Raw genomic sequence first — 26,692 nt, forward strand, 5'->3', positions numbered from 1 at the left:
CTATGATCGACAGGGACGATCTTCTTTCACGGATTCAGGACGGCGATATCTCGGTCTTCCAGATCAAGAGCCAGACAACCCAGAAGGACAAGCGCACGCTTCTGGCGGTGCAGAACTTCCTGCGTGAACAGGTGGGCGACTACAGCTATATCGAGATCGGCTCGCATCTGGGGGGCAGCCTTGTGCCACATCTGGCGGACCCGGCTTGCGCCCGCATTTCCTCGGTCGATCTGCGCCCCGAAGTGCTGCGCGACGAACGGGGCCGCGACGCGGTCTACAACGGCAATTCCACGGAGCGGATGATTGACGGGCTGGCGGGGGTTCTGCCGATCGACTGCCTGACCAAGATGCGCACCTATGATTGCGATGCGGGCGATCTGAAGGATTTCGACGTGCCCACGGACCATGTGCTTGGCATGATCGACGGCGAACAAACCAATACCGCAGTCTTCCGCGATTTCCTCAATCTTCGCAAATACATGGCCAAGGATTGCGTGGTTCTGTTCCACGATTCCAACCTCGTCTTCGACGCGTTGCTGAATATCGAGACGCTGCTGCGCGACGAAGGCACCCGATTTGCCAGTTTCTTCCTGCCCGGGATCCTCTACGGCATCGCATTCGGCAAGCTGCGCAAGCCTGCGAAGAAGGCGCTTGGCCCGTTGGCCCATGACCCGGAGGAGTTTGTGGCGCGGGTGCGACGTGACCTTCAGGAACGCATCGCCAAGCACCTGCAGGCCGCCTGAGCCCCCAGTTTTCCGCATGACGCGCCCCTTGGCCCGTGCTAGGCCAATTGCATGAGCCAGATCCCCACCAAAGACCAGATCCTCGCCTGGATTTCCGATAATCCCGGCCATGCCTCGAAACGCGATATCGCCCGAGCCTTCGGCATCAAGGGGGCGGCGCGGATCGACCTCAAGCGCATCCTGAAGGAGCTGGAGGCCGAGGGCCATCTGGAAAAGCGCAAGAAGACCTATCGCGATCCGGACCGGCTGCCGCCTGTCGCGGTGTTGCAGGTGCTGGCGCCCGATGATCTGGGCGATGTGTTCTGCCGCCCGCTGGAATGGCTGGGCGAGGGGCCGGAACCGCGTATCCTGTTCAGCGCCAAGGCAACCGACCCTGCGCTTGGGGAAGGCGACCGCATTCTGGCGCGGATGCAGGAGGTCGAGGGCGAAGATCACCAATATGTCGCCCGGCTGATCCGGCGGATCGGCACCAACCCGCGCAAGATCCTCGGTATCTTCCGCAAGGGGGCCGAGGGCGGGCGGATCGTGCCGATCGACAAGGGGTCGGACAAGGAATGGATGGTGCCCGCCGCTGCAACCGAGGGCGCCAAGGATGGCGAACTGGTCGAGGCCGAGCAATCCGGCCCCAAGGGGCGCATGGGTCTGCAAAAGGCGCGCATTGTCCAGCGGCTTGGCGATCCGAGCCAGCCCAAGGCGGTGTCGCTGATTGCGATCCACCAGCATGGCATTCCTGACGATTTCCCCGATGACGTGATCGCCGAGGCCGATGCGGCAAAGCCTGCCGGTTTGTCTGGCCGCGAAGACCTGCGCGACATGCCGCTGCTGACCATCGACCCGGTCGACGCCCGCGACCGCGACGATGCTTGCCTTGCCCATGAAGATGACGACCCGAAGAACCCCGGCGGGTTCGTGATCTGGGTCGCCATCGCCGATGTGGCCCATTATGTGCGCCCCGGCTCTGCTCTGGACCGTGAGGCGCGCAAGCGTGGCAATTCCAGCTATTTTCCTGACCGGGTGGTGCCGATGCTGCCCGACCGGCTGTCGGGGGATCTCTGTTCCCTGCATGAAGGTGTTCCGCGTGCCTGCATGGCGGTGCGCATGGTGATCAACGCGCAAGGTGAGAAGATCGGGCACCGCTTCGTGCGCGGGCTGATGCGGTCTGTTGCCTCGCTGAATTATCAGGAGGTTCAGGACGGCATCGACGGGCACCCAAATGACAAGGTTGCGCCACTGGTCGATCCGGTCCTGAAACCCCTCTTCGCCGCCTATGGCGCGCTGAAACTGGCACGGGCGAAACGCCAGCCGCTGGAACTGGATCTGCCGGAACGCCAGATCATCCTCAGCGATGAGGGGCAGGTGACCTCGGTCGCCTTCAAGGATCGGCTGGATGCCCACAAGCTGATCGAAGAGTTCATGGTGCTGGCCAATGTCGCCGCCGCCGAGGAACTGATCCGCCTGAAAACGCCGCTTCTGTTCCGGGTGCACGAAGAACCGAACCCCGACAAGATCTCCGCGCTTCGTGAAACGGCGCAGGCCAGCGGCTTCAATCTGGCGAAGGGGCAGGTGCTGCAGACCCGGCATCTGAACAGCCTTCTCGCCGCCGCAGAAGGCACCGAGTTCGACGAGCTGATCAACATGTCGACCCTGAGGTCGATGACGCAGGCCTATTACAGCCCGCAGAATTTCAGCCATTTCGGGCTGGCGCTGAAGGCGTATGCCCATTTCACCTCGCCCATCCGGCGTTATTCCGACCTGATCGTGCATCGTGCGCTGGTCTCTGCCCATGGATGGGGGCGCGACGGGTTGTCGGCCGAGGAAATCGAGCGGCTCGACGACATCGCCAAGCACATCTCGGATACCGAGCGCCGGTCCATGATGGCCGAACGCGACACCACCGACCGTTATCTGGCAGCCTATCTGTCGGAACGGGTGGGCGAGGCCTTCACTGGCCGGATCAGCGGCATTGCCCGGTTCGGGGCCTTCGTGAAGCTCGATGACACGGGCGCGGACGGGTTGCTGCCGATGCGGGCGCTCGGTCGGGAGTATTTCCACCACGACGCCGAGGCGCAGACGCTGGTGGGGGCCGATACCGGCCTGACCATCGGCATCGGCCAGAGGGTCATGGTGAAACTGGCCGAGGCGGTGCCGGTCACCGGCGGCATGACGCTGGAACTGGTGGAGATCGACGGGAAATCCGTACCGCGCGGGGCACGCCACGGGCGCGGGGCGGGGCCACGGCGAAAGGCGGGCAAGGCGCGGGCCAAGGCCGCCAAGGTCAAGAAGAAGGTGCTGCGCAAGCGCCGCTAGCGGAAGGTGATCCGCTCCATCACGTTCAGATCCTCGGCAACGTGGCGCTCCATCTCGCTGCGCTGTGCATCGCTGTCCAATTCGTCCAGAAGCGCCTGCCAGCGGCTGCGGGAGCGATCCAGCGGGCCGGGATTGGCGTGTTTGGTCACGATATCCGGTCGTGTCCCGAAACTCGCTTCGATATCATCCTCGATCTTCTCGAACTCCCCGAACCGGTAGATCGCGGTTAACTTGCGGCTGTTTTCCTCAGCCAGCGACAGAAGGTCGGCCACAGGGGCATTTGCGAGGGTTCCGCGCCGGATGAGACTGCGCAGGGCCAGATAGGTCAGGGTCAGATTGGACCACCTTTCCCGCACGGCCAGCTGAATTTGCGGGTCCTTGGAAAAGAAAAGCGCCGAAGCACCGTTTAGCAGGACGCGCTGTGCTGGTGGCAGGGAGTCCACCCCATTGGCATCGCGGGACCTGCGCGCTTCTTCCCGCATGAAGAAGAAGAAGGACCCAAGCCGTTCACGAGGGTCTCGCAGAACCATGAAGGAAAACGGATCGCCGGGCACGTTTTCCAGCTCGCGCCAGTGCAGATGGCCCGAATGCATGCGGTATTCCGGCGGAAAGGTCGCCCCATCCCGAACATGGGATTGCAGACGGTAGGGCGAGATGTTCCGTGCCCCCACAAGCGCGCCGACGCTGTGGTGAATGGTCTGACCACCTGTTTTGGGCAGATGAAGAAAAACGATCGGGCGTTCTGAATCAGGATTAATCGACATCCCCCTGAGATATCCGGCCATGAGGCGGGCGCAAGTGCTTTTGTGCTGTTCAGCTTTTGGTAACGGTGTTGGCAGAGACTTGCCGGCGAGGCTCCGCCGAAGGGGTGGGGCCGGTGCTTCTTTCGAAACCGGCAAGCGCGTATAGTGCGGGACAAGCAATCAAACAGGCACGAGCATGCTGACGCCGAAACTATTCCTGACCGCAATCCTGGTTCTGGCGGCAAGTGCTGCCGGGGCGACGCCCACGGCCACCATGCGGCCATTGCCCCGCCCGGCGGAAGACAGCTTGTCCAGCGTGACGCCAAGCAGGCTGGCGGTAGACGTGTCCTTGCGTCCGGCCATGCGCATGGTGACATTGGCCAGCCGCCCCGAAACGCCACTGGCCGAGCCGGTCAGTTCCTCGGGCTTCCGGGCATGGGTTTCCGAGTTTTCACGCCGTGCCCGCGCGGAAGGCATAAGCCAGCAGACGCTCGACAGGGCCTTCGCCGGCGTGACGCTGAATGAAAGGGTGATCGAGCGTGACCGCAACCAGTCGGAATTCTCGCGGACCTTGTGGGATTATCTGGACAGCGCCGCGTCGGATACGCGCATTGCCAACGGGCGCACGGCCCTGCGGGAGCATCGCGACACGCTGGACGCGATCGAACGGCGCTATGGGGTCGAGGCCGAGATCGTGGCGGCGGTCTGGGGGCTGGAAAGCGCCTATGGCAGCTTCCGCGGATCGGTGCCGATCATCGAGGCGATGGCGACGCTTGCCTATGAAGGCCGCCGGGCGGAGTTCTTCGAGACCGAGCTGTTGGCGGCGCTGCGCATCTTGCAGGCGGGCGATATCGACCCCGGCCATATGCAGGGATCATGGGCCGGCGCGATGGGGCACACACAGTTCATGCCCACCAGTTTCCTGGCCCATGCGGTGGATTTTACCGGCGACGGGCGGCGCGATATCTGGGGGGATGATCCTGCTGACGCGCTGGCCTCGACCGCGCGCTATCTGTCGGAAAACGGCTGGACCCACGGACAACCCTGGGCGCTGGAAGTGGAGCTGCCGGAAGACTTCGATTTCACTCAAAGCGGCGAGCTGATCGAGCGCGATGCCACCCATTGGAATGCCCTTGGCGTGCGGTTGGCGCGGGGCGGCGGCAGGGTGCCGGAACACGGGCCCTCCTCGATCCTGCTGCCGGCGGGCCATACCGGCGTGGCGCTGGTGATCTACGGAAATTTCCACGTGATCGAGACCTATAACCCGGCCGATGCCTATGTGATCGGGGTGGGCCACCTGGCCGACCGGATCGGCGGTGGGCCGGCCTTTCGCGGCGGCTGGCCCCGGCAGGACCGGGCGCTGACAAACGAGGAACGGTTCGAGCTGCAGCGTCGGCTGACGGCAGCGGGGTTTTCGACCGAGCGGATTGACGGCATCGTCGGGCCGCTGACCATTCAGGCGGTGCGGGAGTATCAGGCGGCTGAGGGTCTGGTGCCGGACGGATATGCGTCGGAGGCCCTTCTGCGTCGGTTGCGACGCGGTTGAGGGATTGCGCCCTGCGCGGCAGGTCGCGGCGGGGGCGGCCCTCGTCAAGCCCCTTCGGGGCCCTCCTCGGGCCGCGTTGCTACGGGAGTTTTGAAAGGGACGGTGGTCAAGGTCCGCTGTTGCGCGGGGTGTTGGGTCGGGATGCCTCCGGCGGAGGTATTTGGACCAAGATGAATGCTCAGATTTGGACCCCGACCGCATCACCGACGGCAACGGGGCCCGGTCCGGCACCTGCATGTCGCCATGGCGTGCGGTGAGGCTGGAGAGCATTTCCATGGGGCAAGGATGACATGGGGGTGGACTCGACTCCGGCCCTGCTGCGCGCTACATATGGAACATAACATGAACATCATGCTGCCACATGACCCCGACTGCACCCAACCACCCCGATCCGCGCCGCCGGATCCTGTCGCTGTGGTTCCCACGGCTGGCCGCCGAGTATCTGCAGCGGCTGGACCGGGGGCTGTGCGACCGGCCTTTGGCCGTGGTCGAGGAGGTGGGCAATGCGCGGGTGTTGTCCTCGCTGTCGCTTGAGGCCTCTGCGGCGGGGTTGACACCTGGCCTGCCATTGGCCGAGGCGCGCGCGCTGTGCCCCGAGTTGCAGACGCGGCCTGCGGACCGGCTGCGCGAGGCTGCTTTCCTGACATTGCTGCGCCGCTGGGCGGGCAAGTTTTCCCCCTGGGTGTCGGAGGAGGGGCGCGAGGGGCTGATGATCGACCTGTCGGGCTGCGCGCATCTGTTCGGCGGCGAGGCGGGGCTGATCGCACAGGTGGAGGCCGATTGCGCGGCGCTGCGGCTGACGGTGCGGGCGGGGCTGGCGGATACGGGCGGCGCGGCCTGGGCTTTGGCGCGCTATGCCGGTCAGGGCGCGGTGAGTGCGCGCAATGGGGATGCCATCGACCAGGAAGCGCGGGCGACCCGGTCGCGCGCGGGCAAGCGGCGGCACTGGACCAAGGGGGGCGCGGCCCCCCCGCGTCCCGTCACCGGCTGCGCGCTGCCCATTGCCCCGCCGGGACAGACGCGGGCCGCCATCGGGGGGCTGCCCATTGCGGCGCTACGGTTGGACCCCGCGACGGTGGCGGGGCTGACCCGGCTGGGGCTGCACCGGATTAGCGATCTGCTGGGGCCGCCGCGGGCGACCCTGGCCCGCCGTTTCGGGCAGGGGGTGGTGCGGCGGCTGGATCAGGCTCTGGGGTTGGAGCCGGAACCGATTGGGCCCGCCCGGCCCGAGACCCATTTTGCGCTGCGCCTCAGCCTGCCGGACCCGATCGGGCTGGAGGAGGATATTCTGGCCGGGATCGACCGGCTGCTGCCGCCGCTCTGTGACAAGCTGCGCGCCAAGGGGCGCGGTGCGCGGCGGGTGCGGCTGGAACTGATGCTGGCCGAAGGGCGGACCGAGGCCGTCGAGGTGGGGCTGGCGCGTCCGGGGGCGGAGCCCGACCGCATCCGCCCGCTCTTGGCGATGAAGCTGGGGGATATCGACCCCGGTTTCGGCATCGACACGCTGCGGCTGGTGGCCTCGGTCACGGAGCCTGTTCATGCCCGGCAGCTGAAGGGCGGGCTGGCCGCCACCGAGGAGGCCGCCGCGCGGCAGGGACGCGATACGGGGCTGGAGGATCTGATGGGCCGGATCGGTGCCCGCGTGGGGCTGGAGGCGATCACCCGCCAGCACCCGGCCGAAAGCCATATCCCGGAAAAGACCTCCAGCACGCTGGCCGCCGCATGGTCAGAGCCTGCAACAGACTGGCCGCGTTGCCCCCGGCCCCGGCCCCTGACGCTGTTCCGCCCCGAGCCTGTGCAGGCCAAGGACCGGCCCGACCTGCCCGCACAGTTCCGCTGGCGGGGGCGGAATTTCGCGACGCTTGGTGGCATGGGGCCGGAGCGGATCGCGCCGGAATGGTGGCTGGACGATCCCAACTGGCGCAGCGGCGTGCGCGACTACTGGCGGGTGGAAACCGAAACCGGGGAACGGCTGTGGCTCTTCTACGCCCATGGGGGCGCGGTGTCGGGCGGCTGGTTCTGCCAGGGGGATTTCGGCTGATCTGTTAGCCCTGCCAGCCCACATCCTGCCCCGCGCCAGCCTCGACCGCGCGCAAGTACGCCAGCCGGGAAATGGCGAAATCGCCGATGGCGATGCCCCGGAAGACGAAGGCGCGGCGGGCGTCATCGGCAAACTCCCCCGGGCCAGAGGTCAGCAGGGTCTTGAGATCGCCCTTGACCAGCGAGGGATCGACCAGCTTTTTCGGGCTCGCCTCCTCCTGCACCAGATCATCGACGAAGAGCGGCCCGAAGGCCCCCATGCTGTCCTGCCGCCAGGGCAGGGCGAGGTCGGTGATGGTGGCGAAGGCGCCGGGCTTGATCCAGTCGGCGTTCAGGAAGGGCTCGATCTCGTAATTCAGGGTGACGGAGGTCACGATCAGATCGGCCCCCTCGATGGCGGCGCGGGGGTCGTCGAACACCTCGGCAGACAGACCCAGGCCCTTCGCCATATCGCAAAGCTTGTCGATATTGGCCTGCCCGCGCCCATAAGCCCGGATCGAAGACAGCGGGAAAAGATCGTTGAAAATCGCCAGATGACTACGCGCCTGCACCCCGCAGCCGATGAAGGCGATGCTTTGCGAGGCCGGGTTGGCCAGCCTGCGGGCGGCGACGGCAGACAGGCCTGCGGTGCGCACCCCGGTGATCCAGCCCGCCTCTGCCAGGGCCCGCATCTGCCCGGTTTCGCTGTCCTGAAGCAGGATCGCGCCGTCGATGCCGGGGCGGCCCCGGTCGGGGTTGCGAGGGCTGACCATGACCGATTTCACGATGGTCAGGTCGGGCGCGTCAGAGGTAGAGAGCGTCGTCATCATGTAGCGCCCGCCCTCGGGCACCACGGCGGATTTCGGCGCGGTCAGGATCTGGCCCGCCGCGTCCTGAAGGATGGCGGCTTCGATCGCATCGACAATCTCGTTTCCCGAAATGCCGAGCCCCTGCAGCACGCTGTCCGACAGCAGCAGAAACCTGTCCGAATTGCCTGTCATCGACCCTCTCCCCTCGTCGTCTGTTCTCTGGACGATAGGGGGAATCGGGCGAGGGCGAAAGGGCGTTACCGGAACAGCAGCACCGGCACCTTGCAGGCGCGGATCATCTCGGTCGTGGTCGATCCGATGAAAAGGTTGCGGATACGGCTATGGCCATAGGCGCCCATGATCAGCAGATCGAAATCATGGGCCTCGGCGCGTTCCGCGATTTGGGTTTCGGGCTGGCCTTGAACAATCTCCTGCGTCACCTCGTAGCCCGCGCCTTTCAGTAGCGCCGCCGCGCCTTCGATGGCGCGTTTGGCCTCTGTGGTCTCGGACCCGACCGTCAGCAGATGAATGGAAAGGCCTGCAAACAGCTCTGACCGCGCGATATGGTCCACCGCTTTCAGCGCGGATTGGCCGCCGTCGAAGGCCACCAGCAGCTTCTTGACCGGCTGGAACGCGCGAGAGGCGACCAGAACGGGTTTGGTCGAAGACCGCACCGCGCGTTCCAGGTTGCTGCCCAGATGCATCGACGCGAAATCGGCGGCCTCGCCGCGTTTGCCGACGATAACCAGATCGGCGTCGGCCTCGGCTTCGCGCAGGGTTTCGACCAGATCGCCGATCCGCAACCGGCCCGTGACCTCGACGCCCTCGGCGCTGATCCGTTCGGACGCGTCCTCGATAATCGCCTGCCCGCGCTTGCGCGCCAGTTTGGACCGTTGCGCATCCAGATCCGCCAGTTCATTCAGCAGTGCTGTGCGCGCGCCAAGGCCGATATTGCCAGACAGATTGCGGGGATCGGCGCTTTCATCCCGGCGGCCCAGGATATGGATGACCTCCACCGGCCAGCCCTTGCCCTTGGCCACCCAAGCGGCGTGATCGCAGACGCTTTCGGAATAGATGGAGCCATCCACCAATGCGATGATCTTGCTCATGCGGGGCCTCCTCAGTGGCTCATCAGGCGGTCCATCGCGCCCGGTTTGTCATGTTCCGCCAGCCGGTCCACGATGGTGGAAGACGCCTCGTTCATGCCCCTCAACTCGACCTCGGCCCCATCCCGGCGGAATTTGAGCACGGCCATGTCCAGCGCCGCAACCGAAGAAATGTCCCAGATATGCGCGCGGGTGACGTCAATGATGACATTTTCCAGAACCTCGCCATAGTCGAAGGCGGCGGCGAACTGGTCTGCCGAGGCGAAGAACAGCTGCCCGTGGATGTGGTAGGTGCGGGTCTTGCCATCCTCCGACAGCTCGGACGTGACGGCGAAAAGCTGCGCGATCTTACCGGCAAAGAAGATGCCCGACAGCAGCACGCCGGTCAGAACGCCGATGGCGAGGTTGTGGGTGTAGATGGTCACGATAACGGTCGCCAGCATCACGATGGAGGAGGAGCGCGGATGGGTGCGCAGATCCTTGATCGAGGACCAGCTGAACGTCCCGATCGAGACCATGATCATGATCGCTACAAGCGCGGCCATCGGAATGACCGAGACGATGAAGTCGAACGGCACCACCAGCAGCAACAGCACGACCCCAGCCACGAAGCACGACAGCCGCCCGCGCCCGCCGGATTTCACGTTGATCATCGACTGACCGATCATCGCGCAACCGGCCATGCCACCAATGAACCCGGTGCAGAAATTGGCCACACCCTGGCCGATACATTCCTGGTTCTTGTCCGACGTGGTGTCGGTCAGATCATCGACGATCTGCGCAGTCATCAGCGATTCCAGCAGGCCCACGGCAGCGACAGCCGCCGAATAGGGCAGGATGATCATCAGCGTCTCAAGATTCAGCGGAATATCGGGCAGCAGGAAGACCGGGAAGGTATCCGGCAGCTCGCCCATATCGCCCACGGTGCGCAGGTCCATCCCGAAGGTCAGCGCCACGGCGGTCAGCGCGATGATGCAGACCAGCGGCGAGGGGATCGCTGTGGTGACATAGGGGAAGAGGTAGATGATGGCGAGCCCGGCGGCGACCATCACATAGGTCATCCACGGCACGCCCATCAGTTCCGGCAGCTGCGCCATGAAGATGAGGATCGCCAGCGCGTTGACGAAACCCGTCATGACGGACCGCGACACGAAGCGCATGACCGCGCCCAGTTTCAGCATCCCGGCCCCCACCTGCAACACGCCTGCCAGGATCGTCGCGGCCAGCAGGTATTCCAGCCCGTGATCGCGCACCAGCGTCACCATCAGAACGGCGGTCGCGGCGGTGGCGGCAGAGATCATGCCGGGCCGCCCGCCTGCGATGGCGGTGATCACGGCGATGGAGAACGAGGCATAGAGCCCGATCTTGGGGTCAACGCCCGCGATGATCGAAAAGGCAATGGCCTCGGGGATCAGCGCCAGCGCCACGACAAGACCGGAAAGCAGGTCGGCACGGATGTTGCCAAGCCATTCGGCCCGCATCCGGGGAAGGAAGTCCGGGGACATGTGGGGGGTCTCCGTCAGGGATTGTTCGCGTTTGAACGCGGCCATACCTGTCATGGCCCCTGAAAGCCACCCGTTTCCCGCCGCAATGCGGCGAAAACCGGTTATGCGCTGCGGAAAAGGGCTATCCGGTGCGGTCGGTGCTGAACAGGTAGACCACGCAGCCAAGCAGGATCATCAGGCCAAACAGGCCGAAAAGCTGGCTATAGGCCTCTGCCGGGGTCGCCCCGACGGACAGGCGCGCAAAGACCGGGCCACTGGCAAACTGCATGATCCCCACCCCGCCGATGCCGAAGAGGTTCAGCAACGTCACCCCCCGGCCCACCAGATGCGGCGGCACGAAGCTGCGGCCATGGGCAATGATGACGGGGAAGGTCGCTCCGAAGAACCCCACAGCGGCCATCACCGCGATGGACCGGATCTCGGACCCATCCGGCCAGGCCCATAGCGCCAGACAGGCCAGGCCAGACACGAGGTTACCGGCAAGGATCACCCATTTGCGCGTGCCGAACACGCGGTCGAGCGGCCCGAAACAGAAGTTGCCCGCGATCATCGCCAGCCCCATGACCAGTGACGCAGTGCCGATCCGTCCGATCTCGGCCTGATAGACATCGCCCAGATAGGGGGCGATCCACAGGCCCCGGATGCCCGCCGCCGGGGCATAGTTCACGAACATGATCGCCAGGATGAACCACAGGGCCGGGATTTTCAGCAGGTCGAGCAGCGATCCTTTCTGGCTTTGATCGGCCTTGGCCGGGTTGCGCACGAAGACAGCCAGTGCCGCCGCAATCAGCAGCGTGACGGCGGCCATGCCCCACATGGTCGCGCGCCAGCCGAGGGATTCCACCGCCCATGCCAGCGGCAGGGCCGCGCCGATATTGCCAAGCGACCCGGTGCCCAGGATGACGCCCGCGAAGGTGGCGAAGACGGCAGCCGGGTAGTCGCGCGCAAGTATGTAGTAGCTCGCCATCAGAACCGGCGAACAGCCCACCCCGATCAGCATCATCGCCACAGCAACCCAACCCGGCCCCTGCGCCATCGCCATGATCGCCGCGCCACCCGCGCCCCCCACAGCCAGCAGGACCGAGGAGGTCAGCCGGGGCCCGATATGGTCCAATGCCCACCCAACCGGGATCTGCATCGCGGCGAAGACCACGAACCACAGGCCGGAGGCCATGGCGAGGTCTTCAGCGCCCGCGCCGATCTCGACCCCCAGAACCGGGGACAGCACCGCCAGAAAGGCGCGGTAGAACTGGCTGAGCACATAGGCCAGCACCAGGAAGATCATGCCGGGGGTCACGCTTTCCTCCCTCTTGAAAGCAGGGATACAGTGCACCGAAGCTTAACACGTGCACAAGCGGGAACGTATTCCGAGTAATTTGATAGGGAATAGCTTGACTCGCCGAACGAGCGTGATATGCCGCGCTTATCCGAGTGAAATACTCGGTTTATCGAACAAGGACGGACAAGGACTGACAGAATGACCCGACCGATTTCCACCCTTCTCGCCGCCAGCATCCTTGCCAGCACCGCAACCATGGCCACCGCGCAGGAGCTGAACATCTATTCGTCTCGCCACTATGACACCGACGAGGCGCTGTATTCCGGCTTCGAAGACGCGACCGGCATCACCATCAACCGCATCGAGGGCGACGCGGATGAACTGATGGCGCGCATGCAGGCCGAGGGCCGCAACTCTCCCGCCGATATCTTCATCACGGTCGACGTGTCCCGCCTGAACCGCGCCGTCGACGCCGGGTTGCTGCAGCCGGTCGACAGCGACATTCTGGAAGCGCGTGTTCCCGCCAACCTTCAGGATGCAGAGAACCGCTGGTTCGGCTTCTCTCAGCGCTCGCGGATCCTCTTCTACAACACCGATCTGGTGGACACGCCCCCCGCCACCTATGCCGATCTGGCCGATCCCGCCTATGAGGGTCTGGTCTGCATCCGATCCTCGACCAACACCTACAACCAGACACTGCTGGCCTCGATCATCGCCCATGAGGGCGAAGAGGCCGCCCGTGACTGGGCCGAGGGCGTGGTGCGCAATTTCGCCCGCTCGCCGCAGGGGGGCGACACCGACCAGATCCGCGGCGTCGCCTCGGGCGAATGCGGTGTGGCGGTGTCGAACACCTACTACTATGTCCGGTCCCTGCGCGATCAGGTCGATGGCGTGACCGAGCATCTGGATGTGATCGGCTATGTCTTCCCCGATCAGGACGGCAATGGCGCGCATATGAACGTGTCCGGGGCCGGCGTGGCCGTGCATTCCCCGAACCGGGATGCGGCCGTCGCCTTCCTCGAATATCTCGCCTCGGATGCGGCGCAGGTCTATTTCTCGTCCGGGAACAACGAATATCCGGCGGTCGAAGGGGTCGAGATGGTCGAGGAGCTGGCCGGTCTGGGTGCGTTCGTGGCCGATGATATCGACTTGTCGGACGTGGCGGCGAATCTTGCCACCGCACAGCGCATCTTCAATCAGGTCGGCTGGCCGTAAAGCCCGACGCCGCGCACAGAATGGAAGGGCGTCCATCCCGGGCGCCCTTTTTTCACGTCGCGACAAGAAGAATTTTCTGGAAAATTCTTCCTGTCACTCCGCAATCTGCGGATCAGGGATGAACTCGGCTTCCGTCCGGTCCTCGCGCCCCAGACCCCAACAGAGGATCATCACCGGCAACAGCCCCACCAGGCCGATCACCAGGCTCGGCACCGCCGCCTCCGCCAGCCGCTCATCCGCCGCCAGCCGATGCGCCTGCACCGCCAGCGTGTCATAGTTGAAGGGCCGCATGATCAGGGTCGCGGGCAGTTCCTTCATCACATCGACGAAGACGATCAGCAGCGCGGTCAGCAGGCTCGGACGCAGGATCGGCAGATGCACGCCCCTCAGCATGGTCGAGGGCGATCGTCCAAGTGTCCGCGCAACAGCGTCGATATTGGGATTGATGGTGGACAAACCCGCGTCATAGGCCGACAGGGCGGCGGCCATGAAGCGTACCATATAGGCCATCACCAGCAGCCAGATCGACCCGGTGATCAAGAGCCCGGTCGAGATATCGAAGGTCTCGCGCATCCAGGCATCGAGCGCGTTGTCAAAGCCCGCAAAGGGCACGATCAGGCCAACGGCGATCACGCCGCCCGGCACCGCATAGCCAAGCCCCGCGATGCCTATGGCGGTCTTGTTGGCCCGGTTGGGATGCAGCCGCGCGTTGAAGCCCAGGAACACTGCCGCCGTGACGGTAAACAGCGCCGCGACCGACGCCAGCGTCAGCGAGTTCTGCAGAAAGCCCAGGTAGCGGTCGCCCAGAATGATACCGAAACTGTCATGCCCCATCCAGACCAACAGCCCGGCCGGCAACAGGAACCCCAGAACCACGGGCAGGGCGCAGAAGATCACCGCCAGCGCCGCGCGCCCGCCGCGCAGCACGGGCGGGTCCAGCACCTCGAAGCGACGCCCGGCCCCGTGATGACGCTGTCCTGCGCGTTGCCGCCGTTCCAGTGCGGCCAGAACCAAGGCCGCCATCAGCAGGCACAAGGCCAGTTGCGCGGCAGCCCCCCGGTCGGCGAAGGAAAACCAGCTTTGATAGATGCCGGTCGCGAAGGTCTGCACGTTGAAATAGCTGACGGTGCCGAAATCTGCGATGGTCTCCATGATCGCCAGCAACACGCCGCCCGCGATGGCAGGCCGCGCAATCGGCAGGCTCACGCGGAAAAACGCGCTCCACGGGCCTCGGCCCAGGGTGCGGGCGGCCAGATAGGCGGTGGCGCTTTGCTGCAGGAACGCCGCGCGGGCCAGCAGGTAGACGTAAGGATACAGCACCAGAGTCAGCATCATCGCCGCACCGGGCAGCGACCGGATTTCCGGGAACCAGTAATCGCGTGGCCCCCATCCCGTCAGGTCCCGCAGGGTGGCCTGCACCCATCCCGGATGGTCGAGGAAATCCGTATAGGCATACGCCAGCACATAGGCCGGGAAGGCCAGCGGCAGGGCCAGCGCGATCTCCAGCACCCGGCGGCCGGGAAAGCGCGTCATGGTCACCAGCCACGCGGTCCCGGTCCCGATCACGGCGGTTCCGGTGGCCACGATCAGCACCATGGTCAACGTCGCGCGGGTGTAGCGGGGCAGCACGGTCTGCGCGAGATCGGTGACCGTTTCCAGCCCGCCCGTCAGCGCCGCCAATGTCACCGCGCCAATCGGCAGCAGGCACAGCCCGGCAGCAAGCCAGGCCAGGACAGCCATCCAGTGACCGGAGTTATGGCGGCGAAGTTTCATACTGCTGCATCTAGGCCAAGGGGTAGGAAAGGCACAAGCACGCCTTAGCGTTTCGCCCCGTGGCGGGCGAAGAATTCGGCGATTTCCGACTCGCTCGGGGCCTCGCCCGTGAAAACCTCTACATAGGGCGGCATCCGGTCCAGCCGGTCCGGCACCGATTCCCCCAACCGCATGGTATAATAGCCCACCTGCGTGAAGATCATCGTATTGGCCCGTGTCGCGGCCATGGCAGGGCTTTGCCCGTGGCGTTCCAGCATCGCGCGCATGGCGGCCAGCCGCGCAGTGTCAGCGGCCTTCACCCGCGCCATCAGCGCCTCGTCATTCTGGGCCCAATTGCGGATCGCCAGGTCGAAACGGGAATTGAACAGGTCCTCGTCGATCCAGCAGTCGAACAGGTTGAAGATCGCGGCGCAGATCGACCCGGCGGGGGCATTGCAGCGGGCCACCAGATTGCCGGTGTTCTTCGCCTCCCACCGGTCGATGATCGCCTCCAGCAGCGCGTCCCGGTCCGGGAAGTGCCAGTAGAAACTGGTTCGCGACAGGCCAAGCGCCTTGGCCAGCGGCATCACCTTCACCGCCTCGACCCCGCCGTCGATCAGCAGCTGGTATCCTGCGTCGATCCACAGATCGGCAGAGCCGCGCCAGCCATGGGACTTGTCGGGTTTCTGGATCGTCATGCGCCAGCGGTAGCATGCTGCCCCGGCCCCCGGCAATCAACTTGACAGGTATGTCGATTCCCCCGAACCATCATCCTGATCACCCGCGAGAGGCCGGACATGAGCAACGATCCCCTGCTGCAACCCTACCAGCTGAAACACCTGACGCTTCGCAACCGGATCATGACCACCGCGCATGAACCGGCCTACCCAGAGGACGGCATGCCCAAAGACCGCTACCGCGCCTATCATGTGGAACGCGCCAAGGGCGGTGTGGCACTGGCGCTGACGGCGGGATCGGCCGTGGTGTCCCGCGACTCTCCGCCGGCCTTCAACAATGTTCTGGCCTATCGCGATGAGGTCGTGCCGTGGATCAAACGGCTGACCGACGGGCTGCACGAGCATGGCTGCGCGGCGATGATCCAGCTGACCCATCTGGGCCGCCGGACGGGGTGGAGCAAGGGCGACTGGCTGCCCTCCATCGGGCCGACCGACGACCGCGAACCGGCGCATCGCTTCTTCCCCAAGATGATGGAGGATTGGGACATTGCCCGCGTGATCCGCGACTATGGCGACGCGGCGGAACGGATGCAGGCGGGCGGCATGGATGGGATCGAGCTGATCGCGCACGGCCATTTGCAGGATCAGTTCTGGTCGCCGCTGACCAACCGGTTGGAGGGGCCATATGGCGCCGACAGCCTGCGCTCGCGTCTTCAGATCACGCTGGATATTCTGTCAGAGGTCCGCGCGCGGGTAGGGGAGGATTTCATCGTCGGCATCCGTCTCGGCGCGGATGAGGCGGAGCCGGGTGGCATCACCCCTGAGGAAGGGTTGGAGATCGCCAAATTACTGCGCGACACGGGCCAGGTCGATTTCTTCAACGTGAACCGGGGCCGCATCCACACCGATCCGGCAATGACCGACATGATCCCCATTCAGGGCATGCGCTCCGCCCCGCATCTGGACCTTGCCTGGTCGATCCGTGCGGAAACCGGAATGCCGACCTTCCACGCCGCGCGTATCCCCGATGTGGCCACCGCCCGCCATGCGGTTTCTGCGGGCCTGCTCGACATGGTCGGCATGACCCGCGCGCATATGGCCGACCCGCATATCGTGCGGAAGATCATCGAGGGGCGCGAGGATGACATCCGCCCCTGCGTCGGGGCCACCTATTGCCTCGACCGCATCTATGGCGGGGGCGAGGCGCTGTGCATCCACAACCCGGCCACGGGCCGCGAACTGACCATGCCGCAGGTGATTTCCGCTACTGACGACCGCAAGAACGTGGTCATCGCGGGCGCTGGCCCTGCCGGGCTGGAAGCCGCCCGGGTCGCCGCCGAACGTGGCCACCGCGTGACGGTGTTCGAGGCCGCCGACCGCCCCGGCGGGCAGGTGCTGCTGACCACGCAGAACCCCCGCAAGCGGGAAATGATCGGCATTATCGACTGGCGCATGGCCCAATGCGCCGCCCGCGACGTCGAATTCCGCTTCAACACATGGGCTGAGGCCGAGGATATCCGCGCCGAAGAGCCCGATATCGTCATCGTCGCCACAGGCGGTCTGCCCTCCACCGCGCTACACGAACAGCGGGGTGAAAGCGATCTGGTGGTCAGCGCGTGGGATCTGATCTCGGGCGATGTGCGCCCGGCGGACAATGTGCTGATCTATGATGAGGCGGGCGACCACCCGGCCCTGATGGCGGCAGAGGTCGCCGCCAGCGCCGGATCGACCGTCGAAATCATGACCCCCGACCGCAGCTTCGCGCCAGAGATCATGGGGATGAACCTCGTCCCCTACATGCGCGCGTTGCAGGACAAAAAGACCACCTTCACCGTCACCCGCCGCCTGTTGGGCGTGCGCCGGGATGGCAATGCGCTGGTCGCCACCATCGGCACCGACTACAGCCGCCACACCGATGAGCGGCGTTACGATCAGATCGTGGTGAACTACGGCACCCGGCCTCTGGCCGATCTCTATTTCGACCTCAAGGAAGACTCGGTGAACCGGGGCGAGTTGGATCAGGATGCCTTCCTCAATGGCCGCCCGCAGGCGATCCGCACGAACCCCGAGGGCACCTTCCAGCTTTTCCGCATCGGCGATGCGGTTTCCTCCCGCAATACCCACGCGGCGATCTATGATGCGTTGCGACTGATGAAGGATCTTTGACATGAAACTCGGCTTCATCGGAACTGGCACCATCGCCAGCGCGGTCGTCGAAGGGATCGCAGGCGACGGCCACCAGATCACCGTCTCGGAACGCAGCCGCGCACGGTCCGCCGATCTGGCCGCACGCTTTGGCGTTTCGGTTGCGGACAATCAGGGCGTGGTCGATGCCAGCGACATTCTGTTCCTTGGGCTGCTGCCGGATCAGGCCGCCACCGTGCTGCCGACGCTGCACTTTCACGCCGGTCAAAGGGTGATTTCTTTCATCGCGGGCGTTTCGCTGGAAACGCTCGAGCCAATGCTTGCCCCCGCCACGCCGGTTGCTCTGATGCTGCCCTTTCCCGGCATCGCCAAGGGGGGCTCTCCCATCATTGCCTTGGGACAGACCGATCTGATCGACACGCTCTTCACGCCCGAAAACAGTGTCTATTCCGTCGAAAACGACGCGGAAATGATGGCCTACCTGGCGGCGCAGGCGGTGCTGTCGCCCGCCGTCAAACTGGTTGCCGATGCCGCACAGTGGATCGCGCCAAAGGTCAGCGACCCCGCACAGGCTGAGGATTTCCTGCGCGTGCTGGTCGGGTCAAACCTGATGTCAAACGACCTTGCGCCGCTGTTGCAGGCACTGAGCTCCCCCGGTGGCTACAACGCGCGCCTGCGCGAGCACATGGATGCCGAAGGTATGCAAGCGGCACTGGCGCGCGGCCTCGAAGCGCTCGCGGCGCGCGGGGACTGACGTTGCACCCCCCGGCCCCAACCGTCGTATTTTCGGGAAAATCAGTCGCAAATCCTCCCCGCGCCCGGTCCGCGCCGGGGCAACCTGCGGGGCAGGGGATGCCCGGACCTGACGTCAGGCGGGCACAGTGACAGGGACAATGCACATGACGACGGCGAAGCAGGCCGATTTCGTGATCATCGGATCGGGCTCCGCCGGATCGGCCATGGCCTATCGCCTGTCCGAGGACGGCAAGCATACGGTGCTGGTGCTGGAATATGGCGGGTCGGACAAGGGCCCCTTCATCCAGATGCCTGCCGCGCTCAGCTATCCGATGAACATGGCCATGTATGACTGGGGCTTCAAAACCCAGCCAGAGCCGCATCTGGGGGGTCGCAGCCTCGTCTGCCCGCGCGGCAAGGTCATCGGCGGATCGTCCTCGATCAACGGCATGGTCTATGTGCGCGGTCATGCCCGCGACTACGACTACTGGAACGACAGCGGCGCCACCGGATGGGCCTATGCCGACGTGCTGCCCTATTTCCTGCGCATGGAAAACTGGCACGATGGCGGCCATGGCGGCGACCCGTCCTGGCGCGGCACCAGTGGCCCCCTGCATGTCACGCGCGGCCCCCGCACCAATCCGCTCTTCCAGGCCTTTGTCGAGGCCGGGCGGCAGGCGGGATACGAGCTGACTGATGACTATAACGGCGAGAAGCAGGAAGGCTTCGGCCCGATGGAACAGACCGTCTGGCAGGGCCAGCGCTGGTCGGCGGCCAATGCCTATCTGAAGCCCGCGCTGAAACGGCCCAACTGCAACCTCATGCGCTGCTATGTGCGCCGGGTCATCATCGAAGAGGGCCGTGCAACCGGGGTCGAGATCGACCGCAATGGCCGGATCGAGGTGGTAAAGGCCAACCGAGAGGTCATTGTCGCGGCCTCGGCCATCAACTCGCCCAAGATCCTGATGCTGTCCGGGATCGGCCCCGCCGCCCATCTGGCAGACCACGGGATAGAGGTGATCGCTGACCGCCCCGGCGTCGGCCAGAACCTGCAGGATCATCTGGAGCTTTACATCCAGCAGGCCTGCACCCAGCCCATCACGCTCTACAAATACTGGAACCTCATCAGCAAGGGCGTCATCGGCACCCAGTGGCTGGCCACCCATACCGGCCTCGGGGCGTCCAACCAGTTTGAAAGCGCCGCCTTCCTGCGGTCGCGGCCCGGCGTGGACTACCCCGACATCCAGTATCACTTTCTGCCCATGGCCGTGCGCTACGATGGCACCGCCCCCGCCGAGGGCCACGGGTTCCAGGCCCATGTCGGCCCGATGCGATCCAAGTCGCGCGGCGCGATCACGCTCTCATCGAGCGATCCGAACGACGCACCCAATATCTTCTTCAACTACATGTCGCATCCCGATGACTGGTCCGATTTCCGCCACTGCATTCGGCTCACGCGCGAGATCTTCGCCCAACCCGCGTTCGACCCCTATCGCGGCAAGGAAATTCAGCCAGGGTCAAATGTTCAGAGTGATGACGAATTGGACGAGTTCATCCGAGAAGAAGCCGAAAGCGCTTACCACCCCTGCGGCACCTGCAAGATGGGGGCCACGGACGACCCGACGTCCGTGGTCGATCCGCAGGCCCGCGTGATCGGCGTGGATGGCTTGCGCGTCGCTGACAGCTCGATCTTCCCGCGCATCACCAATGGCAACCTCAATGCGCCCTCGATCATGACGGGTGAAAAGGCGGCCGACCACATCCTCGGCAAGGGCATGCTGCCCCGCTCCAACCGCGCGCCATGGATCCACCCCGACTGGCAGACAACCGTCAAGGCCGCAGCCCGGCGACCCTGAGCCTGTTTCAGCTTGGCAAAAATACCTCCGCCGGAGGCGTCCCGACCTCGCCACCCTCGGCTCCGCCGGGCCTTTCGCATGACCCTCTCAAAATGCCCGTGGCAACGCGGCCTGACGAGGCCTCCCGCGCAAGCGGGGGGTTGAGGAGGGCCGCTCCCCGGTCGACGCCGGCAGGCGGCGAAACCGCCCTCCTGTCTGCACGGGGGGTGTACAGGGGGTGTACGGGGGGTGTACGGGCGGTGACGGGCATTTTGCCTGATAGATTTCCCCTGACCTTCGCCCCGCAGATAGGCTAATCCTCTCCCCATGACCCGCCCCGATCCCGATCTGATCCGCCAAACCGCCGCCCGTGTCCTGCGCATAGAGGGCGAGGCCGTGGCTCGCCTGGCCGATGCATTGCCCGTTGATTTCGAGGCCGCGGTAGAGGCGATCCTCGACGTCAAGGGCCGCGTGATCCTGTCGGGCATGGGCAAATCCGGCCATATCGCCCGCAAGATCAGCGCCACCCTCGCCTCAACCGGCACACCCTCCTATTTCGTGCATCCGGCCGAGGCGAGCCATGGCGACCTGGGCATGATCACGCCAGAGGATCTCTGCATCCTGATCTCGAATTCCGGTGAAACCTCGGAACTGGGCGACATCGTCGCCCATGTGGCCCGCTTCTCGATCCCGATGATCGGAATTTCGAAAAACCCCGACAGCACGCTGATGAAAGCTGCCGATTTGCGGCTGATTTTACCAAATGAACCAGAGGCTTGCATCATCGGCATGGCGCCTACCACCTCGACCACGCTGACGCTCGCGCTTGGCGATGCACTGGCCGTGGCGGTGATGGAACGGCGCGGGTTCGTGGCGGAAAACTTCCGCACCTTCCACCCCGGCGGCAAGCTTGGCGCGCAGCTGGCGACGGCGGCGCAGCTGATGCATTCGGGCACGGCCCTGCCGCTGGTGCCCTCGGATATGGCCATGCCGGATGTGCTGCTGGTGATGACCGAAAAGGGCTTCGGCATCGCGGGCGTGACCGAGGGCGGCAGGCTGACCGGGGTCGTCACCGACGGAGACTTGCGGCGCAACATGGAGGGGCTGATGGGCAAGACCGCCGGTCAGGTCGCCACGCAGAATCCCCGCGTCATCGCCCCCGATACGCTGGCAGCCGAGGCCGTGGGCCTCATGTCCGGCCGCATCACCGCGCTGTTCGTGCTGGATGAAACCGGCACACCCCTCGGCCTTCTGCACATCCACGACTGCCTGCGCGCCGGAGTTCTCTGACGTCAGATCGTATAGCCGATCAGGAACCGCCCAAGCAGCGGCTGGCTGGCCGCGCCGAGCGACCGCGCATCGGCGCCGACGGTGCCTGTTTCGACAACGGGCCGTTCCAACCCGGTGAAATCGAGCCTGTCAAAGCTTGCCCGCACTTCGGAAACAAGCGCGTTTCTCAGGTTTTCCGGCATCCATCCGTCGATCTTGACCGCCTCGAAATCAATCACCGACATGGCGGAATGGGCTGCTCGTGCGATGGCATGCGCAGCTTCTGCCGTCCATTCGTGCAGCAAGGTTTCGGGCATGTCCCACCCCTCGGGGCTGTCCCACAGCATTCCGCTATCCAGCCCTGCCTCGGTCAGTCGGCGTTCCAGCACCACCAGTGACGCGAGGTCCATCAGCTGCCGTTGCTGCCCGCCAAGGTCCACCACCGGCATCGGGCCGATGGCCCCGGCATTGCCCGTCGGACCGGTAAACAGCGTGCCATTGAGAACCACCCCGCCACCGATGAAGAAGCCTATGAAGATATGCAGGAAATTCGCGGGTTGTTCGCCGGTGCCGAAGACCAGTTCTGCACTACAGGCGGATGTGGCGTCGTTCTGAAGATAGACCTGCATGTCCAGCGCGCCCGACAGTTCCACCAGCAGATCACGGCTCTGCCAGGCGGCCATCTTGCCCGGCTCCACGCCGATCATGCGGGCCCAGTCCCACAACTGGAACGGAATAGCGATGCCGAGCCCGGCAATGCGCGGGCGCTGATCGGCGGGCAGGGAAAGTCGAAGCTCGTCCACTGCGTCCAGAGAGAACGCCAGAACGTCACTGAAATCAGGATAGGCATAAATCTGTTTTCGCCGCGCGATGATCTGGCCCAGAAAATCCGTCAGGATCATCTCTGCCGACCTGCGACCGACCTTTAGGCCAAGGAAATAGGCCCCTTCAGGGTTCAGCCGCATCGGCACCGAGGGCTGACCGACCTTGCCGCGCATCGGTTCCCCTTTCAGCAGCAGCCCCTCGTCTTCGAGGCTGCGCATGATCACCGATACGGTCTGCGCCGACAGCCCGGTCAACCGGGCAATCTCGGCCTTTGCCAACGCGCCATGGCGGCGAATCAGGGTCAGCACAAGGCGTTCGTTCTGCGCCCGCATGCCGGTCTGATTCGTGCCGCGCGTTTCCTTGCTGGCAACAGCCTGCGCCGGTTTTTCAGTGGTGTCGGTCATGGTTATCTCCCCACTGGGATATTGTGAGGCGCAAGGCAAGACGTCAATAATTAAATAAGAGTGATTTATTTATTGACAGCGGACCGGGAGTCGAGGCATTCAAGAGGCCATGGGGCGATGAGGCGCCCTTCTTTGATACTTTCTGGGAGGAAGACATGACCAAGACCTTCAAGGCCCTTATGATGGGTGGTGCGGCCGCTCTGGCGATGACCGGGGCAGCGCATGCAGATGCGCATGGTGACGCGATCACCGCCTGCCTGATCACCAAGACCGACACCAACCCGTTCTTCGTGAAGATGCGTGAAGGTGCGACCGAGGCCGCCGAGGCCGCGGGCATCAACCTGCAAACCTACGCTGGCGCTATCGACGGCGACGTTGAAAGCCAGGTGGCAGCGGTTGAAACCTGCATTGCCGCCGGTGCATCCGGCATCCTGATCACGCCGTCCGACTCCCGCGCTCTTGCGCCGGTTATCGGTCAGGCGCGTGAAGCTGGCCTTCTGGTCATCGCGCTCGACACCCCGTTCGAGCCTGCGGACACCGCAGACGCAACCTTCGCGACCGACAACTTCGAAGCCGGCCGCCTGATCGGTGCCTGGGCCGCTGCCACGCTTGGCGACGCTGCCGCAGATGCCCGCATCGGCCTGCTGGATCTGAACCCCTCGGAAGTGTCGGTCGACTACCTGCGCGATCAGGGCTTCCTGACCGGTTTCGGCATCGACGTGATGGACCCGACCGACATCGGCGACGAAACCGATGAACGGATCGTCGGCAACGACGTCACCAACGGCAACGAAGAAGGCGGCCGGACCGCGATGGAGAACCTTCTCCAGATCGATCCGTCGATCAACGTGGTCTACACCATCAACGAACCCGCTGCTGCCGGTGCCTATGCCGCGCTTCAGGCCTTCGGTCTTCAGGACCAGGCGCTGATCGTTTCGGTTGACGGTGGCTGTGCCGGTGTCCGCGACGTGGCCGCCGGTGTCATCGGCGCGACCTCCATGCAGTTCCCGCTGCGCATGGCGTCGCTCGGGATCGAGGCGATTGCCCAGTATGCCGAAGACGGCAGCCTGCCCGAGAACTCCGAAGGGCTCGACTTCTTCAACACCGGCGTGATGCTGGTGACGGACAGCCCGGTCGAGGGCATCGAGTCGATCACCTCGGAAGAAGCACTGGAACTTTGCTGGGGCTGATCCCTGCAACTCTCCCGGGGCGGCCGCTTGTGCCGCCCCACCCCCTACACCCCAAAATCATTGCCGCATCCCCGCCTGACCTGCATGGTATGGGCTGGTGCGGATATGGTCGGAGAGGATGACATGGCGGATCAAAACTCTACGCCGGACCGGGATTTCGAGAGCGTCCTGACCTCCAGCGATACATCCGTTGCAGAATTCGAAGACAGCAATCGCGGCGTGGTTGGCACGCTACAGCATGTTCTGCACGGAAATCCCACATTGGTGCCTGTAATCGTTCTGGTCGTGGCCGTTCTGGCCTTTGGCCTGATCGCGGGCGACCGGTTCTTCACACCCTTCAACCTGACGCTGATCATGCAGCAGGTCTCGATCATCGGGATCCTTGCCGCGGCGCAAAGCCTGGTGATCATCACCGCAGGCATCGACCTGTCGGTCGCGGCCATCATGGTGCTGATGAGCGTCATTTCCGGCAAGCTGGCCGTGGAGCTTGGTGTTCCCGCGCCGCTGGCGCTGTTGATCGGCTTTGCAGGCGGCATCGGGGCGGGCTACATGAACGGCTTGCTGATCACCAAGGTCAAACTGCCGCCCTTCATCACCACGCTTGGCACCTGGAACATCTTCTTTGCGCTGAACCTGTGGTTGTCCGGTGCTCAGTCCATTCGTGGTCAGGACATCGACGCCACCGCGCCGCTGCTCAAGTTCTTCGGTCTCAGCTTCACCATCGGGTCGGCGCGCGTCACCTATGGCGTGCTGTTGATGATCGTGATCTTCATGGCGCTCTGGTATCTTCTGAACAAGACCGCATGGGGCCGCCACGTCTACATGATCGGGGACGACAAGGAAGCCGCCGAACTGGCCGGTATCCGCACCGACCGCACCCTGCGGCAGGTCTACATGCTGGCGGGCTTCATCTGCGCGCTGGCGGCCTGGGCGTCCATCGGGCGTGTGGGGTCGATTTCGCCGCAGAGTTTCTACGAGGGCAACCTTGAAAGCATCACCGCCGTGGTGATCGGAGGCATCTCGCTGTTCGGCGGGCGCGGCTCGATCATGGGGGCGCTTTTCGGCGCGCTCATTGTGGGCGTGTTCCAGTCGGGGCTGCGTCTGGCTGGTGTGGACGTGCTGTGGCAGGTCTTCGCCATCGGCTGGCTTATCATCATCGCGGTCGCGGTCGACCAATGGATCAGAAAGGTTTCGGCATGACGAACCCAATCTTGCAAGCCCGCGGACTGGTCAAACGCTATGGCCGCGTCACCGCGCTGGACAACGCCGATTTCGATCTGATGCCGGGGGAAATCCTCGCGGTCATCGGCGATAACGGGGCCGGAAAATCCTCGCTCATCAAGGCCATTTCCGGCGCGGTCATCCCTGATGAGGGGCGGATCACGCTGGAGGGGCAGGAGGTCAGCTACAGCTCGCCCCTGCATGCCCGCGAGGCCGGGATCGAATGCGTCTACCAGACGCTGGCCCTGTCGCCCGCCCTGTCGATCACCGACAACATGTTCGTGGGCCGCGAGCTGAAAAAGCCCGGCTTCATGGGCAAATACATGGGGATGCTCGACCGCAAGGCGATGGAGGATTTTGCCCGCGCGAAACTGTCGGAACTGGGCCTGATGACGATCCAGAACATCAACCAGGCGGTGGAAACCCTCTCGGGTGGCCAGCGTCAGGGGGTTGCCGTTGCCCGCGCGGCGGCCTTCGGATCGAAGGTCATCATCCTCGACGAACCCACGGCGGCGCTTGGCGTCAAGGAAAGCCGCAAGGTGCTGGAACTGATCCAGGATGTGCGGTCGCGCGGCACGCCGGTGGTGCTGATCAGCCATAACATGCCGCACGTGTTCGAGGTGGCCGACCGCATTCACATCCACCGCTTGGGCAAGCGCCTGACGGTTGTGGATCCGAAAGAGGTCAGCATGTCGGACGCAGTGGCCCTGATGACAGGAGCAATGCAGCCCGATGCCGTCGCGGCCTGAAGACACTGCCCAAACGACCCTGCCGCATCTGCTTGCACTCAAGGGCTCACGCAAGTTGATCGCGGTCGCGGGGCCGCCGGGATCGGGGAAATCCTCGGTCTCGGCGGCTCTGTGTTCGGAATTGCGGCAGGCCGGGCGATCCGCTGCAGTGGTTCCCATGGATGGGTTTCATCTCGATAATGCCATCCTGATGCAGCGCGGATTGCTGGACCGGAAGGGATCGCCTGCCACGTTCGACGCGGCGGGTTTCGTGCATCTGGTGCGCCGGATCGCGGCGGGTCAGGACGTGATCTATCCCGTCTTCGACCGGGACCGCGACATTGCCATCGCGGGCGCGGCGCATCTTCCATCCGATACGGAGTTCGTGCTGTTTGAGGGCAACTACCTGCTCCTGAACGACGCGCCATGGTCCGAGCTTCGGCCGCTATGGACACAGGCCATTGCCATCGACACCCGGCGCGAGGTGCTGGCGCACCGTCTTTTGCAGCGTTGGCTGGATCACGGGTTGCCCGAGGCGCAGGCTGCGGCTCGCCGCGATGCCAACGACATGCCCAATGCGGATCTGGTATTGGCCAACAGCGTGCCTGCCGATCTGACGATTTCCAACTGACCGAAGGA

21 protein-coding genes are annotated in these 26,692 nt (G+C 64.6%); 13 read left to right on the forward strand and 8 right to left on the reverse strand.

All coding sequences use genetic code 11. The features are described from left to right. Positions 1 to 2: 2 nt before the first annotated feature. Both EP237_RS16220 and rnr read left to right on the forward strand, forming a co-directional pair. Positions 3 to 743: a class I SAM-dependent methyltransferase gene (locus EP237_RS16220; RefSeq protein WP_127561951.1), complete on the forward strand. Its 741-nt coding sequence runs from the start codon at positions 3 to 5 to the stop codon at positions 741 to 743. Positions 744 to 794: 51 nt separating this feature from the next. Beyond that, positions 795 to 3,050, forward strand: coding sequence for a ribonuclease R (rnr, locus tag EP237_RS16225; protein ID WP_127561952.1), 2,256 nt, complete (start codon positions 795 to 797; stop codon positions 3,048 to 3,050). On the opposite strand, the gene EP237_RS16230 is transcribed toward rnr, so the two are convergent. Further along, on the reverse strand, positions 3,047 to 3,835 hold the full coding sequence (locus tag EP237_RS16230; protein ID WP_127561953.1) for a sulfotransferase family protein: 789 nt from the start codon (positions 3,833 to 3,835) through the stop codon (positions 3,047 to 3,049). The two genes, rnr and EP237_RS16230, sit on opposite strands and share 4 nt — an antisense overlap. 154 nt (positions 3,836 to 3,989) lie before the next feature. Between EP237_RS16230 and EP237_RS16235 the strand changes: the two genes are divergently transcribed. Next, entirely contained in the window at positions 3,990 to 5,339 is a 1,350-nt protein-coding gene (locus EP237_RS16235; RefSeq protein WP_127561954.1) for a lytic murein transglycosylase, read from the forward strand. Between the two features lie 361 nt (positions 5,340 to 5,700). After that, positions 5,701 to 7,380 carry a DUF6504 family protein gene (locus tag EP237_RS16240; protein ID WP_127561955.1) on the forward strand — a complete coding sequence of 560 codons (1,680 nt, stop codon included), beginning with the start codon at positions 5,701 to 5,703 and terminating at the stop codon, positions 7,378 to 7,380. A gap of 4 nt (positions 7,381 to 7,384) precedes the next feature. On the opposite strand, the gene EP237_RS16245 is transcribed toward EP237_RS16240, so the two are convergent. The 4 genes from EP237_RS16245 to EP237_RS16260 form a co-directional block, all read right to left on the reverse strand. Then, entirely contained in the window at positions 7,385 to 8,359 is a 975-nt protein-coding gene (locus EP237_RS16245; protein WP_127561956.1) for an ornithine cyclodeaminase family protein, read from the reverse strand. Between the two features lie 65 nt (positions 8,360 to 8,424). Beyond that, positions 8,425 to 9,276, reverse strand: coding sequence for a universal stress protein (locus EP237_RS16250; protein WP_127561957.1), 852 nt, complete (start codon positions 9,274 to 9,276; stop codon positions 8,425 to 8,427). An 11-nt stretch (positions 9,277 to 9,287) separates the two neighbouring features. Next, on the reverse strand, positions 9,288 to 10,778 hold the full coding sequence (locus EP237_RS16255; RefSeq protein WP_420812530.1) for a SulP family inorganic anion transporter: 1,491 nt from the start codon (positions 10,776 to 10,778) through the stop codon (positions 9,288 to 9,290). Between the two features lie 121 nt (positions 10,779 to 10,899). Then, positions 10,900 to 12,075, reverse strand: coding sequence for an MFS transporter (locus EP237_RS16260; protein WP_127561958.1), 1,176 nt, complete (start codon positions 12,073 to 12,075; stop codon positions 10,900 to 10,902). 180 nt (positions 12,076 to 12,255) lie between these two features. Between EP237_RS16260 and EP237_RS16265 the strand changes: the two genes are divergently transcribed. Further along, the gene (locus EP237_RS16265) at positions 12,256 to 13,272 is read left to right on the forward strand and encodes an extracellular solute-binding protein (RefSeq protein WP_127561959.1); all 1,017 of its coding nucleotides are present in this window, start codon (positions 12,256 to 12,258) and stop codon (positions 13,270 to 13,272) included. 93 nt (positions 13,273 to 13,365) lie between these two features. On the opposite strand, the gene EP237_RS16270 is transcribed toward EP237_RS16265, so the two are convergent. Together EP237_RS16270 and EP237_RS16275 are read right to left on the reverse strand one after the other, a co-directional pair. Continuing rightward, the gene (locus EP237_RS16270; protein WP_127561960.1) at positions 13,366 to 15,045 is read right to left on the reverse strand and encodes an ABC transporter permease; all 1,680 of its coding nucleotides are present in this window, start codon (positions 15,043 to 15,045) and stop codon (positions 13,366 to 13,368) included. Between the two features lie 44 nt (positions 15,046 to 15,089). Further along, positions 15,090 to 15,722, reverse strand: coding sequence for a TetR/AcrR family transcriptional regulator (locus EP237_RS16275; RefSeq protein WP_127561961.1), 633 nt, complete (start codon positions 15,720 to 15,722; stop codon positions 15,090 to 15,092). A gap of 99 nt (positions 15,723 to 15,821) precedes the next feature. Between EP237_RS16275 and EP237_RS16280 the strand changes: the two genes are divergently transcribed. The 4 genes from EP237_RS16280 to EP237_RS16295 all read left to right on the forward strand — a co-directional run bounded on the left by EP237_RS16280 (position 15,822) and on the right by EP237_RS16295 (position 21,706). After that, positions 15,822 to 17,867, forward strand: a complete 2,046-nt coding sequence (locus EP237_RS16280) for an NADH:flavin oxidoreductase (protein ID WP_127561962.1) — start codon at positions 15,822 to 15,824, stop codon at positions 17,865 to 17,867. Between the two features lies 1 nt (position 17,868). Beyond that, positions 17,869 to 18,600 (forward strand): NAD(P)-binding domain-containing protein, encoded by a 732-nt coding sequence (locus EP237_RS16285; protein WP_127561963.1) that lies wholly within the window; start codon positions 17,869 to 17,871, stop codon positions 18,598 to 18,600. A 145-nt stretch (positions 18,601 to 18,745) separates the two neighbouring features. Beyond that, on the forward strand, positions 18,746 to 20,437 hold the full coding sequence (betA, locus tag EP237_RS16290; protein ID WP_127561964.1) for a choline dehydrogenase: 1,692 nt from the start codon (positions 18,746 to 18,748) through the stop codon (positions 20,435 to 20,437). A 306-nt stretch (positions 20,438 to 20,743) separates the two neighbouring features. Next, the gene (locus EP237_RS16295) at positions 20,744 to 21,706 is read left to right on the forward strand and encodes a KpsF/GutQ family sugar-phosphate isomerase (RefSeq protein ID WP_127561965.1); all 963 of its coding nucleotides are present in this window, start codon (positions 20,744 to 20,746) and stop codon (positions 21,704 to 21,706) included. A gap of 2 nt (positions 21,707 to 21,708) precedes the next feature. Here the strand turns inward: EP237_RS16295 and EP237_RS16300 are convergent, their stop codons facing one another. Then, positions 21,709 to 22,914, reverse strand: a complete 1,206-nt coding sequence (locus EP237_RS16300) for an ROK family transcriptional regulator (RefSeq protein ID WP_127561966.1) — start codon at positions 22,912 to 22,914, stop codon at positions 21,709 to 21,711. Between the two features lie 155 nt (positions 22,915 to 23,069). Here EP237_RS16300 and EP237_RS16305 point away from each other — a divergent pair, with 155 nt between their 5' ends. The 4 genes from EP237_RS16305 to EP237_RS16320 all read left to right on the forward strand — a co-directional run bounded on the left by EP237_RS16305 (position 23,070) and on the right by EP237_RS16320 (position 26,684). Then, the gene (locus tag EP237_RS16305) at positions 23,070 to 24,104 is read left to right on the forward strand and encodes a substrate-binding domain-containing protein (RefSeq protein ID WP_071691154.1); all 1,035 of its coding nucleotides are present in this window, start codon (positions 23,070 to 23,072) and stop codon (positions 24,102 to 24,104) included. A gap of 123 nt (positions 24,105 to 24,227) precedes the next feature. Then, the gene (locus EP237_RS16310) at positions 24,228 to 25,304 is read left to right on the forward strand and encodes an ABC transporter permease (protein ID WP_127561967.1); all 1,077 of its coding nucleotides are present in this window, start codon (positions 24,228 to 24,230) and stop codon (positions 25,302 to 25,304) included. Then, a complete protein-coding gene (locus tag EP237_RS16315; protein WP_206052315.1) occupies positions 25,301 to 26,074 on the forward strand; it encodes an ATP-binding cassette domain-containing protein in 774 nt (257 codons plus the stop codon). Before EP237_RS16310 ends, EP237_RS16315 begins: the two co-directional genes overlap by 4 nt. Continuing rightward, positions 26,058 to 26,684 carry a nucleoside/nucleotide kinase family protein gene (locus EP237_RS16320; RefSeq protein ID WP_127561969.1) on the forward strand — a complete coding sequence of 209 codons (627 nt, stop codon included), beginning with the start codon at positions 26,058 to 26,060 and terminating at the stop codon, positions 26,682 to 26,684. Before EP237_RS16315 ends, EP237_RS16320 begins: the two co-directional genes overlap by 17 nt. The last annotated feature ends 8 nt before the right edge of the window (positions 26,685 to 26,692 follow it).

Source organism: Nioella ostreopsis (assembly GCF_004000255.1).
Taxonomy (GTDB): Bacteria; Pseudomonadota; Alphaproteobacteria; order Rhodobacterales; family Rhodobacteraceae; genus Nioella; species Nioella ostreopsis.

Excerpts from the sequence above, each read along its gene's own strand:
- EP237_RS16245 (WP_127561956.1), bottom strand. The coding sequence starts at position 8,359 with ATGACAGGCAATTCGGACAGGTTTCTGCTGCTGTCGGACAGCGTGCTG.
- EP237_RS16250 (WP_127561957.1), bottom strand. The coding sequence starts at position 9,276 with ATGAGCAAGATCATCGCATTGGTGGATGGCTCCATCTATTCCGAAAGC.
- EP237_RS16275 (WP_127561961.1), bottom strand. The coding sequence starts at position 15,722 with ATGACGATCCAGAAACCCGACAAGTCCCATGGCTGGCGCGGCTCTGCC.
- EP237_RS16310 (WP_127561967.1), top strand. The coding sequence starts at position 24,228 with ATGGCGGATCAAAACTCTACGCCGGACCGGGATTTCGAGAGCGTCCTG.
- EP237_RS16285 (WP_127561963.1), top strand. The coding sequence starts at position 17,869 with ATGAAACTCGGCTTCATCGGAACTGGCACCATCGCCAGCGCGGTCGTC.
- rnr (WP_127561952.1), top strand. The coding sequence starts at position 795 with ATGAGCCAGATCCCCACCAAAGACCAGATCCTCGCCTGGATTTCCGAT.
- EP237_RS16305 (WP_071691154.1), top strand. The coding sequence starts at position 23,070 with ATGACCAAGACCTTCAAGGCCCTTATGATGGGTGGTGCGGCCGCTCTG.
- EP237_RS16230 (WP_127561953.1), bottom strand. The coding sequence starts at position 3,835 with ATGGCCGGATATCTCAGGGGGATGTCGATTAATCCTGATTCAGAACGC.
- betA (WP_127561964.1), top strand. The coding sequence starts at position 18,746 with ATGACGACGGCGAAGCAGGCCGATTTCGTGATCATCGGATCGGGCTCC.
- EP237_RS16270 (WP_127561960.1), bottom strand. The coding sequence starts at position 15,045 with ATGAAACTTCGCCGCCATAACTCCGGTCACTGGATGGCTGTCCTGGCC.
- EP237_RS16320 (WP_127561969.1), top strand. The coding sequence starts at position 26,058 with ATGCCGTCGCGGCCTGAAGACACTGCCCAAACGACCCTGCCGCATCTG.
- EP237_RS16220 (WP_127561951.1), top strand. The coding sequence starts at position 3 with ATGATCGACAGGGACGATCTTCTTTCACGGATTCAGGACGGCGATATC.
- EP237_RS16315 (WP_206052315.1), top strand. The coding sequence starts at position 25,301 with ATGACGAACCCAATCTTGCAAGCCCGCGGACTGGTCAAACGCTATGGC.
- EP237_RS16235 (WP_127561954.1), top strand. The coding sequence starts at position 3,990 with ATGCTGACGCCGAAACTATTCCTGACCGCAATCCTGGTTCTGGCGGCA.
- EP237_RS16265 (WP_127561959.1), top strand. The coding sequence starts at position 12,256 with ATGACCCGACCGATTTCCACCCTTCTCGCCGCCAGCATCCTTGCCAGC.
- EP237_RS16255 (WP_420812530.1), bottom strand. The coding sequence starts at position 10,778 with ATGTCCCCGGACTTCCTTCCCCGGATGCGGGCCGAATGGCTTGGCAAC.
- EP237_RS16300 (WP_127561966.1), bottom strand. The coding sequence starts at position 22,914 with ATGACCGACACCACTGAAAAACCGGCGCAGGCTGTTGCCAGCAAGGAA.
- EP237_RS16280 (WP_127561962.1), top strand. The coding sequence starts at position 15,822 with ATGAGCAACGATCCCCTGCTGCAACCCTACCAGCTGAAACACCTGACG.
- EP237_RS16240 (WP_127561955.1), top strand. The coding sequence starts at position 5,701 with ATGACCCCGACTGCACCCAACCACCCCGATCCGCGCCGCCGGATCCTG.
- EP237_RS16295 (WP_127561965.1), top strand. The coding sequence starts at position 20,744 with ATGACCCGCCCCGATCCCGATCTGATCCGCCAAACCGCCGCCCGTGTC.